The organism is Rahnella sikkimica, from assembly GCF_002951615.1.
Lineage (GTDB): Bacteria > Pseudomonadota > Gammaproteobacteria > Enterobacterales > Enterobacteriaceae > Rahnella > Rahnella sikkimica.
The window spans coordinates 3,849,064-3,863,737 of sequence record NZ_CP019062.1 but is presented as its reverse complement, the minus strand read 5'-3'; the positions used below and the strand labels follow the sequence as shown (position 1 = coordinate 3,863,737).

Here is a 14,674-nt window from a genome sequence, read left to right as displayed (position 1 = left end):
GACTTACGACGTTATTTTGCTTTTTCCGGCGTAAGTGCAGCACGCTTATGCATGCCCAGACCGAAGTATATCAGTGACACCGCCGCGATGAAAATACCGCCAACCAGCAGAGAAACTCGCGTATCCGGGTTAATTGCCATCCCCACCAGCACGCACGCCAGGAAAATCAGCGTCAGGTAGTTGGTATAAGGAAACAAAACGGATTTGAACGGATGGTTTTTCAGTTTCTCTTTATGCGCTTCGCGAAAACGCAGCTGGCTAATCAGCACGACAAACCACGGCACCATGCCCGGCAGTACGCTGGCGCTGTAGACATACACGAATACTTTCTCCGGATTCGGGATCACGTAGTTCAGGCATGACCCCACCAGCAGACATAAAATCGTAATCGCGATGCCATAAACCGGAACGCCGCTTTTGGAAACCCGGCTCAGGAACGAAGGCAGCTGGCGGTTCTTCGACAAGGCGTAAAGCATACGTCCGCAGCTGTACATCCCGCTGTTACAGCCCGACAGCGCCGCCGTCAGTACCACAAAGTTGATGATACCGGCCGCTGAGGCAATACCAATTTTCGCGAAGGTTAAAACGAACGGGCTGCCGTGCGTGCCCATTTCGTTCCACGGGAAAATCGTGATGATGACGAAAATCGCGCCCACGTAGAAAATCAGGATACGCCACAGGATATTATTGATGGCGCGTTTGAGCGTCACCTGCGGGTTCTTCGCTTCACCGGCAGTAATCCCCACCAGCTCAACGCCCTGATACGACGCCACGACGATACACAGCGCGAAGAGGAACCCTTTCCAGCCGCCAGCGAAGAAGCCGCCGTGCGCCGTCAGGTTAGCAAATCCCACCGGCTCGCCGTGATTACCAAAGCCAAAGAAGATCACCGCCAGCCCGACCACAATCATCACAATAATGGTGGTGATTTTGATCAGCGCAAACCAGAATTCCATTTCGCCATAAAGCTTAACGGCGGCCAGATTCGCCGACGCCACAATCGCCACGGCAATCAGCGCCGGGATCCACTGCGGCAGATCGGGGAACCAGTATTGCGCGTAAACGCCGATGGCGGTGATTTCAGAAATCCCCACCGCTATCCACATAAACCAGTAACTCCACGCGGTGAGATAGCCGTAGTACGGCCCGAGATATTTATGCGCGTAGACCGCAAACGAACCGGCAACCGGCTCAAGGTGCAGCATTTCACCCATTGAACGCATGATAAAGAAGACAAAAATGCCCGCCAGAATATACGCAAGCAGTACCGACGGCCCCGCCCATTTGAGCGTGCTCGCCGCGCCCATAAACAGCCCGACACCAATGGTGCCACCCAGTGCAATCAGCTCGATATGTCTCGCTTCAAGCCCCCGGTGTAGCCCACCTTTTTCTTCTTGATTCGCCATAGATCCTCAATTTCTCTGTGTTTGTGTTTGCCTTTCGGAATGACCGAATTGTTATTTTTATTGTGATGTTCCCCGCGGAAGGCGGAAAAACGGCGTTATGGTTTCGTATTTTCTGGCGAGTTGCAAACCACAATTGAGAAAGATACGCATTGATAGACAAGACAGACTGCAAACGAAAGCAAGAGAAAGGCAAAAATGAGAGGTCGCTCGCCGCCCTGAGTGATTAGGGCGGCGAAGGTTTTAAGGCGGTCAGGATTTACAGACGGTTGGTATAGTAATAGCGGATGAATTTGAGGAGCTTAAGCTGACGGCGTAAACGGCTCGGCTGCAAAATCAGTCGGTACAGCCATTCCAGCCCCAGATTCTGCCAGAGTTTAGGCGCGCGTTTAACGTGGCCGGTGAAAACGTCATACGTTCCGCCGATCCCCATATACAGCGCATCAGGATGCACGAGGCGGCAATCGCGCATCAAGATTTCCTGTTTCGGCGACCCCATTCCGACCGTCACAATCGCCGCGCCGCTGGCTTTTACCCGTTCGAATAACCCATCGCGCTGTTCCGGCGTGAAATAACCGTTCTGACTGCCGACAATATTGACGTTCCACTGCGCGCGGAGCTTCTCTTCGGTCTGCTGAAGAATCTCAGGTTTACCCCCGATCAGAAACACCGGCGTTCCTTCGGCACCGGCGCGCTGCATCAGCCCTTCCCACAGATCCGCACCGGCGATGCGCGATATTTTCGCCTCGGGATATTTGCGGCGAATGGCGCGCACGATGCTGATGCCGTCAGGGTATTTGTATTCCGCTACGTTAATCAGCGCACTCATTTCCGGGTTGCTTTCAACGGTCAGCACTTTCTCGGCATTCATCGCCACCAGCGAACCGTTTTTCACCTGGTTATTAGCAAACAGATAATCGATAAAATGCGCCATATCGCGGAAGCCCCAGAGACGGATCCCGCGAATATCGTATTGTGGAACGTTATTCTCAGAGTTCATTCAAATTCCTGCCAGAGTCAGGCTCCGTGAGGTTTTTTCTGCGCGGCATTTTGACACGGATAAGCCCAGCGGCATCAAACATCCAGTACAGGAGTTTGGCGACGACCAGACACGCGCCGAACACCAGACAGAAAAACACCACCCTTGAGAAGAAAGAATCCACGCCTTCACGGGCCAGCACAATCATATTAAACACCGCACCAAAGCAGAAACTTTGCAAAATAGCGGCCTTATAAGGGTTCGCGTCCGCTTTCCCTTTTTCGTATAGCCAGTCGAACCATTTCATGATCATGCCAACAGCGACAGCGCCCAGCGGGATAAACCACACGCCGCCCATAACCACCAGAGAACCAATCAGGGTCGGGGAAATCGCCAGACCGGAATGGTTGTTGAGCACTTCCCAGGTGAAGTAATTGGCAGAATTGAGCACGATGCCCGGACGGTCATGCCACAGCCAGGTCGGAATGAAAACGTAGAAATCACGCACAATCGGCGCGAGCCCCTGGAAACTTATTTTGTCGTAATTCTGCAACAACAGCCCCAGATTTTCCCACGGAGAAAACGTGTCGCGCGTCAGATACAGGAAAGTATAAATCGCTTCCGGGCCGCTGACGTTCAGGCCATAGCGTTTAAGCGCCAGCCAGAACATACCGACAATGCCCAGCACACCCGCCACCGCCAGCATCCACAGACTGATCCAGCCGCGCACAATGCCGATAAACAAAAACAACGCAAAAGCGATGATGATATTGGCACGGGTTCCGCCGACGATAACGTACGTCAGGAACCCAAAAGCCACGGTGCTGGCGAGGAAAAACAGCCAGCGACGGACATCCGGTTTGATGAAAAACACCACCAGCATCGCCGGAATAAAGAAGTAAAAGAAGCGCTTAAGCGCCACGCCGGAGACATCGCTGGAGAAGATCTGGCTGTAGGATTTCAGCTTAAACAGCAGAAAACCGTTGTGCATGAAGAAGATGGAAACGGTGACTACCGCAATCAGCGCCAGCAGCATCCAGGTCAGATGGGTTTCGACCCGGTTCATGGTAAACAGCGGTCGTGAAGGGCCGTCGCGTTTAGCCTTCAGCCGCGTTTTGTAGCAAACGTAATAAATGCCATAGAAACAGGTCGCAGCCAGCATCGCCTGCAACAGGTTTTCTACCGGCACCACTTTGACGTCAAACTGGAAAACCAGCAGACAGGTCAGCGGAAAACCAAAGTAAAACGTCAGCAGATACAGTAACGAAAACAGGACGTTAAAGTTGAAACGCACGCGCCGGAACTCTTTGTACGTCAGCGTGAGAATAAACAACAGCGACAGCACGTAAACGACGGTCAGACCGCCTAATTGTGCCAGCGTCATGACGTTTCTCCCGCCGCGAGCAGCAAGGCCTGTTGCCAGCCGGAAATATAGTTCGGATTAAAAAAGGCGATGTTTTTGCGATCGGCATTCAGCAACTGACGCCGCGCTTCAGCGACCACTTTTTCATCCAGCGTATCGCCGTAGAAAAGCACCGGCAGATGCTGCTCGGCAAGATCCTGCCAGAAAGGATTCTGACGGCTGACGACAAACGGCACGCCGAACTGAATAAGAAGACATTGCGTCCCGATGCCCTGCTGACGGTCGAAAATAAAGTAGCCCAGCGAGCAGCGGCGCAACACATTGAGGTAATCATCAAATGCCATGGCGCCGGTCATCAGGTTGACATTTTCGGGCGCAAACAGCGTGAATGCTTCGGCGCGAACCAGTTCAATATAAGCCTGATTATCCGCCGGATATCCCATCGGGATAATCACGCGGATACCGCCACCAAACTGCTGATGCAGCGACCGCAGCGCTTCAATGTGGCGGTTACTGCGGTCGCCGGAATTCCCCACCAGCACCGTCATCGGCCCTTCAGGTTCAGGCAGATCGGCGGGTTGGGTCAGCGCCGGATCCATCCGCGTCGGAAAATACAGCAAAGAAGACGGCGTGCGCGGGTAGCGCTGATGGAAATGAATCAGGTCGCCGCGCGTCGCAAAGACATGCCCGATGCGTCCCTGCGCCAGACGGCGCATGAAGTAAAACAGGCGGAATTTCAGGCCTCCGGCAGATTCATACAAATCTGCGCCCCAGATATGCCAGCTCGCCTGCGAGGCTTTGATTTTGCCCGTCAGCAGCGCCAGCCAGAGCGTAGGGTTAAATTGCCCGTGGAAGAAAAAGTGGTGCGTCCGGTCCTGCGCGCGGGAAATCACCGCCGCCGCCAGCGCTTTTTTGTCCGGACAAACCCGAATGTCCAGTCGCGTAAACTCAGCAAACGCCGAAGCATCCGCCGCCGCCACCATAAAATGACAAATCCGCTTTTCAGGCGTGCATTCGGCCAGCACGTCGTTGAAAAAGCGCAGTACGGTAACATTATGGTGCGGGATGTCAGATCCCAAAACGTGAATCAGCGTTGTCATGCTCGTCTACGATAGATAACAAATACAGTGCAGCACGCGGCAAAATAGACGATATACGTCGCCATATATGCCTGAGCGGCGCCCAGAGAACCGTGAATCGGGATCAGCCAGTGTGAGAAACCGGTCAGCAGCGCAAACTGACTGATTTCTGTCAGCACATAAAAGCGCAGAGACGCGCGGGCGATCACCAGATACCCAAAAACATACGAGCCGACTTTCAGTACATCGCCCACCAGTTGCCAGGCGAACAAATCGCGCATTGCGATAAATTGTTTTGAAAACAACAGCCAGATAGCAAAATCACGCAGCAACCAGACCGTGAAACTGACTGCTGCCACGGCGGGGATGACAAATTTTAGCGACTTCACGATTTCGCGGGAGATATCCCGTTTATCAGTCAGCCGGGATAATGTGGGCAACAAATACACGCTGAATGAGGCGGTGATAAATTGCAGGTAAGCATCCGAAATACTGCTCACGCCCTGCCAGATCCCCACCTCTTTCCAGCTGTAATGTTCCGCCAGCAGATTTCGCATCATCACATACGCCACCGGGATCGTGACGGAAGTGATCAGCGCCATCAGCGTAAATTTACCGAGATGGCTGGCAATAAAACGATCCCAGCCCGGTTTTAAGTATTCCAGCGGAAAGGCTTTCCGCTTCCACAACATGCCAGCCGCGGGCAGGATAACCAGCGCAGGCACCAGCGCCAGACCGGCCAGCGCACCTTCGTAACCGCCCAGTTTAAAGCAAGCCAGATAAGCAACTAACCCAATCAGGCTTCCGCCGATCACCGCCAGCGCGTTACCCATCGCATCGCGATACCCTTTCAGGATTGCCTGAAAATAGTTGGCGTAGGCGATGCCCATCTGGATAAAGGCCACGGCGCGGACAACCGCCTGATAACGCTCATGCCCGAACAGGCCGGTGCTTATCGGCGCGGCGAACAGCAGAAATACCGCTGCCAGCAGCGTAGAGAAACCCAGGATCAGCGATGACGATGTCCCGAGCACGGCTTTAAGACGTTCAGGATTATCATGGTGTTCAGCGACATACTTGGTGACGCCGTTGAATATCCCGGCACCGGACAACACGCCCAACACCGTGACCATCTGACGGAAATTCCCCGCCTGCCCCACACCTTCCGGTCCGAACGCCACGGCCAGCAGTTTGACCACCAGCAATCCGGCGCAAATTTTAACCAGCGTGGAACCGGCGGTCCAGACTGACGCTTTTGCCAGCGACATATCAGGCGAAGTATTGCAGCATGGCCGCAATCACAGTGCGCTGTGTGTCGTCGGTCATGTTGTAGAACAACGGCAGGCGCACCAGACGCTCACTTTCCTGCGTGGTAAAGCGATCGGTGCCGGAGAAACGCCCGAAGTTTTCGCCAGCCGGACAGGCATGGAGCGGTATGTAATGGAATACGGTGAGGATATCGGCCGCTTTCATATGGCGGATGAACGCATCGCGATCTTCGATATCGTTCAGGCGAACATAGAACATGTGGGCATTTTGCACACATTCCTGCGGGATAGCCGGAAGCTGGATACGCCCCGCATCGGCCAGATCCTGCAAGGCTTCGTAATACTGGTTCCAGATAGCCAGACGGCGCTGATTAATTTTTTCAGCGGCATCCAGATTTCCCCACAGATACGCGGCCTGCAAATCAGACATCAGATAGCTGGAGCCGATATCGCGCCAGGTATATTTATCCACCTGCCCGCGGAAGAACTGGCTGCGGTTGGTGCCTTTTTCGCGAATGATTTCAGCGCGGTCAATCAGCGCCGGATCGTTAATCAGCGTCGCACCCCCCTCGCCGCCAGCGGTGTAGTTTTTCGTTTCGTGGAAACTGAAACAGCCGATATGGCCGATCGTTCCCAGCGCTTTGCCTTTGTACGTCGACATCACACCCTGCGCGGCATCTTCCACCACGAACAGGTGATGCTTTTCGGCCAGCGCCATGATGGTGTCCATTTCACAGGCCACGCCTGCGTAATGAACCGGCACAATCACTTTGGTTTTGTCCGTAATCGCCGCTTCAATCAGGGTTTCATCGATATTCATGGTGTCCGGACGGACATCCACAAAGACGATTTTCGCGCCGCGTAATACAAACGCATTGGCGGTCGAAACGAACGTGAAACTCGGCATAATCACTTCATCGCCCGGCTGGATATCAAGCAGCAGTGCCGCCATTTCCAGCGACGCCGTGCAGGACGGCGTCAGCAGCACTTTCGGGCAGTTAAAACGCTGTTCGAACCAATTCTGGCAGCGCAGCGTAAATCCGCCATCGCCGCAAAGTTTGCCGCTGCTCATCGCCTCGCGCATGAAATCAATTTCAGTGCCGGCAATCGGCGGCGCATTAAAAGGGATCATCGTTTCACCTGTACAGCCAGTACGCCGTGCGCGTGACTTTGCCACCGCTGGCGAGATAAAGGTTTAAGGCCGGAAGGTTGCCGGTTTGTGTCGCGACGTGCAGACGCGAAACGCCCTGACCGGCACACCATTGTTTCGCAGCCGCCATTAATGTCTTGCCCGCTCCCCGCCCCTGACATTCAGGTCTGACGGCCAGCAGGCCAATTCGTGCTTCGCCATTGGCTAAACGACGCAGCGTCACAAATCCGCTGCCGTTACCGTGTTCGTCATCTGCCCACAGGCAAAGATGATCGAATGTCCCAAGCACCGCTTTTTCCGCCCACATGGCGTAAAACCGCGCGCTGTCTTCCGGCTGATACCACGGCGTCCGGAAGCGGCTCAGGCGAAACGCCTGACGGGCGATAGCCACTACGTCCGCAATATCTTCCGGCTCCGCCAGACGCCCGGCGGGCAACGCGATATCCTGAGGACTCACCGCGATGCACACATCGGTTTCACCTTCGGCCAGACAAAAGCCGAGCGCGGTGAGCGCATCAAGCATTTCGGTTTGATCCGCGTCCACTTTTGCCTGCACCAGCGCATATTGCGTCAGCGCCTCAGGCGTCACGACGGTTTTCGCCGACGCATCCAGGCTCAGTTTCGCACTGCGCAACTGGAAGAAATCACTCTCCCAGTCGAGCGGCTCAATATTGCCGTGGACGGGCATGTAACAAGTCCAGTAAGTATTTTCCATAACCCGTTTTTGCCAGCGTTTGGGCTGCTTGCCTTACGGCATCATCATCAAGCCAACCGTTACGCCAGCCGATCTCTTCCAGACAAGCAATTTTAAAACCTTGACGCTTTTCGACAGTTTGCACAAAGGTACTTGCCTCAATCAGACTGTCATGCGTTCCGGTATCAAGCCAGGCAAAGCCACGACCCAACAACTCAACCGACAATTCACCACGTTCAAGGTACATCTGGTTGATGGAGGTAATTTCGAGTTCGCCACGCGAAGAGGGTTTAACCTTTTTGGCGAAATCAACGACCTGATGATCATAAAAATACAGCCCTGTGACCGCCCACTTTGATTTAGGATACTCCGGCTTTTCTTCAATAGATAAAGCCCGGAAATCGTCGTCAAATTCCACAACGCCAAAACGTTCTGGATCCATAACCTGATAGCCAAACACCGTAGCACCCGTTTCACGGGCGGCCACTGACCGTAATTTCGGGCTAAAACCCTGACCAAAGAAAATGTTATCACCAAGCACAAGGCAGGTAAGTTGCCCATCAATAAAGTCTTCACCAATCAGAAAGGCTTGCGCTAAACCGTCAGGGCTGGGTTGCACTGCATAGGTCAACTGAATTCCAAATTCGTCACCGTTGCCCAGCAGTCGTTGGAAGAATGGCTTATCCTCCGGCGTCGTAATGATCATAATATCGCGAATACCCGCAAGCATAAGCACTGAAAGCGGGTAATAAATCATGGGCTTATCGTAAATAGGCAACAACTGTTTTGACATACCGCGCGTGATGGGGTGCAACCGGGTACCAGAGCCTCCGGCAAGAATGATACCTTTCATTGCTTATCCTCTGTTGAATCTTGAAAAATGCGCATTAGCCTTTAAGGCCCAGACGCTCACCACGATAGCCACCATTTTGAACACGTTGCCACCAGGTTTGGTTATTCAGATACCACATCACAGTTTTACGTAAACCGGTTTCAAAAGTCTCTTCCGGTTTCCAGCCAAGTTCATGCTCAATTTTGTCAGCATTGATTGCGTATCGAAGGTCATGTCCTGGGCGATCTTTAACGAAGGTAATTAAATCCCGGTAATGCTCTACATTGCTCGGTTTCTGCGGAACAAGCTCCTCTAGCAATGCACAGATGCCTTCTACCACCTCAATATTTTTACGTTCATTGTGCCCACCAATATTATACGTTTCCCCTACGCCACCTTTCGCCAAAACCTGATATAAAGCGCGCGCATGATCTTCCACATAGAGCCAGTCACGAATCTGACCGCCATCGCCATAAACCGGTAAAGGCTTTCCTGCTAATGCATTGAGGATAACGAGTGGGATCAGTTTTTCTGGAAAATGGTAAGGTCCATAATTATTAGAACAATTAGTGACTAACGTCGGCAATCCATAGGTACGCAACCATGCTCTCACAAGGTGATCACTGGCAGCTTTTGAAGCTGAATAGGGGCTGCTCGGCGCATAAAGTGTGGATTCAGTAAACTGAGCATCAGTCGCCTGAAGATCACCAAACACTTCGTCCGTAGAAATATGATGAAAACGAAACACCTTGCGTGCAGGTTCTGACAGCGTCAGCCAGTACTGGCGGGCGGCTTCCAGCAGTTGATATGTACCCACCACGTTGGTTTCGATAAAAGCTGCGGGGCTGTCGATAGAACGATCGACATGACTTTCGGCAGCCAAATGCATCACCGCGTCTGGCTGATAATGCAAAAACACAGAATCCAATGCAGCACGATCATTAATATCAACTTGCTCGAATGCGTAACGTGGATCAGCCGAAATCTCAGCAAGTGAATCAAGGTTGCCCGCATAAGTCAGCTTATCGACAACAATCGCGAAATCTTGTGTGTTATGAATAATATGTCTGACAACGGCAGAACCGATAAAGCCTGCGCCACCAGTGATCAGTATTTTATTCATCGCCAGACACCTTTGGTGTCCACGATCCACGACTGGCGGATCGTGCTGGCGGGGATCGCCTTGAACGACGTGTGATCGACCAGCATCACCAGAAGATCGGCTTCTTTCAGCGCATCATCCAGAGAATACAAAGTCACTTTCTCTGCCAGCGACGCAGGAAGCTGATGCACATTCGGTTCAACGGCCCAGGTTTCGCCAGCATGCCAGTCAGCGATCAAATGGGTGACTTCAACGGCCGGGCTTTCGCGCAGGTCGTCGATATTCGGTTTAAACGCCAGGCCAAAGCAGGCAATTTTGATTTCGGAAGCACGCTTGCCGGTTGTGGTGAGGCAATCTGCCAGTGCTGCTTTAACGCGATCAACCACCCAGTGCGGTTTGCTGTCGTTCACTTCGCGCGCCGTGCGGATGATCCGCGCCAGCTCAGGGTTTTGCGCCACAATAAACCACGGGTCGACGGCGATACAGTGACCGCCAACGCCCGGTCCGGGTTGTAAAATATTCACACGCGGATGACGGTTTGCCAGGCTGATCAGCTCCCAGACATTAATACCCTGCGCATCGCAAATCAGCGACAGTTCATTAGCGAAAGCGATATTGACGTCGCGGAAGCTGTTTTCAGTTAGCTTGCACATTTCTGCCGTGCGCGAATTCGTGACCACACATTCTCCTTTCAGGAAAATGTTGTACAAATCACTGGCACGCTGCGAGCAAACGGACGTCATACCGCCAATCACGCGGTCATTCTTGATCAGCTCAACCATCACCTGGCCCGGCAGAACGCGCTCAGGGCAGTAGGCAATATTGATATCCGCCTGTTCACCCGCCTGCTGAGGGAAGCTCAGGTCCGGGCGCGCTTCGGCCAGCCATGCTGCCATTTGTTCTGTCGCACCGACCGGAGAGGTGGATTCCAGAATGATCAGATCGCCTTTTTTGAGAACCGGCGCAATAGAGCGTGCCGCAGACTCCACGAATTGCATGTCCGGCAAATGATCCCCTTTAAAAGGCGTCGGCACAGCGATCAGAAATGCATCTGCAGGTTCAGGCAGGGTGACTGCCCGCAAAAATCCTTCCTCAACCGCCTGCTTCACCAGCAGGTCAAGATCGGGTTCAACAATATGGATAGCCCCGCGGTTAATTGTTCCCACCGCGTGCTGGTTAACATCCACACCCACCACCTTTTTCTGGCATGATGCAAAAGCAGCCGCAGCAGGCAACCCGATGTAACCCAAGCCGATTACAGAGATAGTGTTAAAATTCAATCTGATACCCAATGTTTTTTTAATGCTTCTAGAATATGCTGGCAGGCGTGTCCGTCACCATAAGGATTATGTGCGCGGCTCATGCTTTCATACTCGCTTTTATCAGTCAGCAGGCGGTTCACTTCTTCTACGATTTTTGCAGCATTTGTCCCGACTAACCGGACGGTTCCCGCATCGACGGCTTCCGGGCGCTCTGTCGTTTCGCGCATCACGAGGACCGGTTTGCCCAATGAAGGCGCTTCTTCCTGCACACCGCCGGAATCAGTCAAAATCAGATAAGCTTTGTCCATCAGATACACAAACGGCAGGTAGTCCTGTGGGTCAATCAGAACTATATTATCGATACCGTACAAAATACGGTTCACCGGTTCGCTAACGTTCGGGTTGAGATGTACCGGGTAGACGATTTGCACGTCAGGATGCTGAAGGGCAATCTCAGCCAGCGCCGAGCAGATACGTTCAAAGCCGCCACCAAAGCTTTCCCGCCGATGGCCTGTCACTAAAATCAGCTTTTTATCATCTTGCAGGAATGGATATTTATCAGCCAGCTGCTGCGCCATCTCAGCATCATTGTTAAGACGCTCCCGAACCCACAGCAATGCGTCGATGACAGTATTTCCCGTGATGAAAATGCCCCTTGAAGGTATGTTTTCCCTCAGTAAATTTGCACGGGCAGTTTCGGTTGGCGCAAAGTGCCATTGAGCAAGGTGGCTAGTGAGTACGCGGTTACCCTCTTCAGGCCACGGAGAGGTCAGGTCGCCAGTACGCAGACCAGCCTCAACATGACCGACCGGGATCTGGTGATAAAACGCCGCCAGACTGGCAGACAATGTCGTCGCCGTATCACCATGAACCAGAACGACGTCAGGCTTAAAAGTTTCCAGAACAGGTTTCAGCCCTGTCAGGATACGGCTGGTGATTTCAGTCAGCACTTGCCCTGGTTTCATAATGTCGAGATCATAATCAGGTGTAATTTCAAAGAGTCGCAATACCTGATCAAGCATTTCACGGTGTTGAGCTGTGACACAGACTTTTGATTCAAATAGCGTATCCTGCGACAAAGCATGGACCAGAGGTGCCATTTTAATGGCTTCAGGACGGGTGCCGAAAATCGTTAATACTTTCACAATGCTTCTCTCCATTTTTTACGACGTGACAGAGCAACACCAGCACCAATTAAGCCACCAACGATTCCCCACATAATCATCAGAAATACACGGCGGGGACTGTCACGTTTTACTGGTTCTTCAGGTGTTCTGAGGTAACGGTAAGTCTGGAATTTCGCGGTAAGTGTCGGGCCCACATTCAGCGTCGACAGCATGGCTCGGTTCTGATCGTAATCCAGATCATAGCCCGGCCCGGAAGCCTGTAATAATTCCAGACGCGCTTTCAACATAGGCACACCCAGCAGGAACATATCGGAATCCGGCAGCTCTTCGGCTGGCGTATCCGTGGCGCTTTTAGTGATATTTTGCTGCTGGGCGATTTTAAGCGCCTGCCCGGTGTTGTTCACCGTGCGTTTGAAAATGCTCTGCGCCACTTCTTCCTGGCGTTTGACCTGCGCTTTCATCGACTGAGTCCGGGCAGCCCACGCGCCCTGCAACTCATCGTAAAGATGCTGCGCCGCACGCTGGCTGGCGAAATTAACATACTGACGCAACAGTTTGTTGGCATCAGCGGCATCTTCAGCCGTCAGTTTCACGATGTCATTCGGAACTTTCATCGCATCGCGCGGCGTGAACTGAATATCGTTAATCAAATCATCAAGCAAAACGGCATCCGCACGCGCATCATTTTCAAGACGCTGTTTGTAATAGGGACTTTGCAGCCAGAAATCACGACGGGTGTCGTAGGCAGCCAGTTGCATCACAAATTCATTATAGGATTCATCAGAAATCGGCGGACGGCCGGTATCCGATGGCAGCGCAGTACGCATATCCAGATTACGCAGGAACTGCGCTTGTGAGAAATAGGACGATAAGTTGTTTACTGTTGGACGATCGGTAATGGCCGTCGAACTCCACTCCTGCTTCAGCAGATAAGAGGAACCCAAAGCCACTAACGCGAACAATATGGCCAGACCTGCAATCCAAAATTTACCTTTCCATAAGGTGCAGCACAAACCACGAATATCGAGCTCGTTTTCAATGTCACGATCATTCTGGTTTCTTATCATTTCGGGTTTATCCACAGCCAGTATGCCCTTGCGTAAAAGAGGAATTATTGAGGAGATGAACGGCGAAAACGTCTTTTAACACGTTTGATAAACCGGGCCACACGCCAGGCGTGCTTAATACAAACGCCATACAACAAGAAAGCAACGAAGAACAAAGCCAGCATGACCCATTCAGGCACAAAGGGCAGATGTTCCCCTATAACACCAACCGCAGCCAGTACCGCAGCTGACAAAGTGATCAACACAAAAGCCTGCCGGGAAGTAAAACCGGCACGCATGATCAAATGGTGAAGGTGCTGACGGTCAGCGGAGAATGGGCTCATGCCTTTTCGTAAGCGACGATACATGATAGCAATCATGTCCATCAGGGGGATGGCAATAAACCAAAGTGCAGTCACCGGGTTCATCGGGTGTGATTCGCCCTGCGTACTTTGTAAAAGGATCCAAATTACCGTGAACCCAATCAGGGTGCTGCCAGCGTCGCCCATAAAGACTTTATAACGCGCCCCCAAAATACCTAGGTTAAGCAAGATATAAGGCAACGTTGCAGCAATCATAGCAAAGCACCATAGTGCTAACTCCATATGACCACTACCGTACATTACTATGCCCACCGCACCAAAGCTAACGCAAGAAAGCCCGCCGAGCAACCCGTCAATGCCGTCGACCATATTAAAGGCGTTAATCGCAGCCCAGACGGCAAAAAGTGTAAAGAGATAGCTGAATGGCCCAAGTAGCATTTCCCAAGGACCTATAATATGCCCGAGATTTCGCAATGTAAGATTGGCAAAGCTCATCATAGCAACGGCGACGCTGGCCTGAACTAGGGCGCGAATTTTGATACTGATGTCGTACCGATCATCCAATGCACCAACAAAAACCAGTAAACCGGCGCAACTTAGGTAAAGCGCTATATGGGGAATTCGATAATCAGTGATTAGAAAAGTGAAACAAATCCCTGCATAAACAGAGATGCCACCGACCAGCGGGATCGTTCCCTGGTGGCGCTTGCGGAAGTTAGGTTTATCGACCAAACCGATGATATTCGCCATCTTCCTTGCAACGAATAAAAACAGGAATGAAAACATAAAAACAACAACAAGTTCAGTACTCATATTGAGTAAATTCACAGTTTTAAGATCTCTGCAAAAACAAGGCGCGTAGGATTGAGATAGAACACATAATTTTCATATCCTTATGACATGTCCATTAGTGACAGTTATGGTTTTGTCTAAGGCAAGACCTTATCTGTTGCCATTTCTTGGGCAGTAAACCGATAAAATAAAGAAAGGGCACTGGAAAAACCATCAGCTATTATCCGAATAGTCTGACAATTTCACCAAAGTAG

General features: G+C 52.0%; 13 protein-coding genes. All 13 read right to left on the bottom strand.

What is annotated here, in order from left to right:
• Positions 1-11 precede the first annotated feature (11 nt).
• Positions 12-1,406 (bottom strand): bifunctional threonine/serine APC transporter ThrP, encoded by a 1,395-nt coding sequence (gene thrP / locus BV494_RS17815; RefSeq protein ID WP_104924045.1) that lies wholly within the window; start codon positions 1,404-1,406, stop codon positions 12-14.
• Between the two features lie 256 nt (positions 1,407-1,662).
• Entirely contained in the window at positions 1,663-2,403 is a 741-nt protein-coding gene (gene wecG / locus BV494_RS17810; protein ID WP_104924044.1) for a lipopolysaccharide N-acetylmannosaminouronosyltransferase, read from the bottom strand.
• Entirely contained in the window at positions 2,393-3,766 is a 1,374-nt protein-coding gene (gene wzyE / locus BV494_RS17805; protein ID WP_104924043.1) for an ECA oligosaccharide polymerase, read from the bottom strand. The genes wecG and wzyE overlap by 11 nt, the downstream gene beginning before the upstream one ends.
• Complete coding sequence (locus BV494_RS17800) at positions 3,763-4,845, bottom strand: TDP-N-acetylfucosamine:lipid II N-acetylfucosaminyltransferase (RefSeq protein WP_104924042.1); 1,083 nt, start codon at positions 4,843-4,845, stop codon at positions 3,763-3,765. Before BV494_RS17800 ends, wzyE begins: the two co-directional genes overlap by 4 nt.
• A complete protein-coding gene (gene wzxE / locus BV494_RS17795; RefSeq protein WP_104924041.1) occupies positions 4,842-6,092 on the bottom strand; it encodes a lipid III flippase WzxE in 1,251 nt (416 codons plus the stop codon). Before wzxE ends, BV494_RS17800 begins: the two co-directional genes overlap by 4 nt.
• Position 6,093: 1 nt before the next feature.
• Positions 6,094-7,224 (bottom strand): dTDP-4-amino-4,6-dideoxygalactose transaminase, encoded by a 1,131-nt coding sequence (gene rffA, locus BV494_RS17790; RefSeq protein ID WP_104924040.1) that lies wholly within the window; start codon positions 7,222-7,224, stop codon positions 6,094-6,096.
• 4 nt (positions 7,225-7,228) lie between these two features.
• Complete coding sequence (rffC, locus tag BV494_RS17785; RefSeq protein WP_104924039.1) at positions 7,229-7,930, bottom strand: dTDP-4-amino-4,6-dideoxy-D-galactose acyltransferase; 702 nt, start codon at positions 7,928-7,930, stop codon at positions 7,229-7,231.
• On the bottom strand, positions 7,908-8,789 hold the full coding sequence (gene rfbA / locus BV494_RS17780) for a glucose-1-phosphate thymidylyltransferase RfbA (RefSeq protein ID WP_104924038.1): 882 nt from the start codon (positions 8,787-8,789) through the stop codon (positions 7,908-7,910). The genes rffC and rfbA overlap by 23 nt, the downstream gene beginning before the upstream one ends.
• Before the next feature lie 34 nt (positions 8,790-8,823).
• On the bottom strand, positions 8,824-9,891 hold the full coding sequence (gene rfbB, locus BV494_RS17775; protein ID WP_104924037.1) for a dTDP-glucose 4,6-dehydratase: 1,068 nt from the start codon (positions 9,889-9,891) through the stop codon (positions 8,824-8,826).
• Positions 9,888-11,150 (bottom strand): UDP-N-acetyl-D-mannosamine dehydrogenase, encoded by a 1,263-nt coding sequence (gene wecC / locus BV494_RS17770; protein WP_104924036.1) that lies wholly within the window; start codon positions 11,148-11,150, stop codon positions 9,888-9,890. The genes rfbB and wecC overlap by 4 nt, the downstream gene beginning before the upstream one ends.
• Positions 11,147-12,277, bottom strand: a complete 1,131-nt coding sequence (gene wecB / locus BV494_RS17765) for a non-hydrolyzing UDP-N-acetylglucosamine 2-epimerase (RefSeq protein ID WP_104924035.1) — start codon at positions 12,275-12,277, stop codon at positions 11,147-11,149. The genes wecC and wecB overlap by 4 nt, the downstream gene beginning before the upstream one ends.
• A complete protein-coding gene (wzzE, locus tag BV494_RS17760) occupies positions 12,274-13,326 on the bottom strand; it encodes an ECA polysaccharide chain length modulation protein (protein ID WP_104924836.1) in 1,053 nt (350 codons plus the stop codon). The genes wecB and wzzE overlap by 4 nt, the downstream gene beginning before the upstream one ends.
• Before the next feature lie 44 nt (positions 13,327-13,370).
• Positions 13,371-14,456 carry a UDP-N-acetylglucosamine--undecaprenyl-phosphate N-acetylglucosaminephosphotransferase gene (gene wecA / locus BV494_RS17755; RefSeq protein WP_104924034.1) on the bottom strand — a complete coding sequence of 362 codons (1,086 nt, stop codon included), beginning with the start codon at positions 14,454-14,456 and terminating at the stop codon, positions 13,371-13,373.
• Positions 14,457-14,674 lie beyond the last annotated feature (218 nt).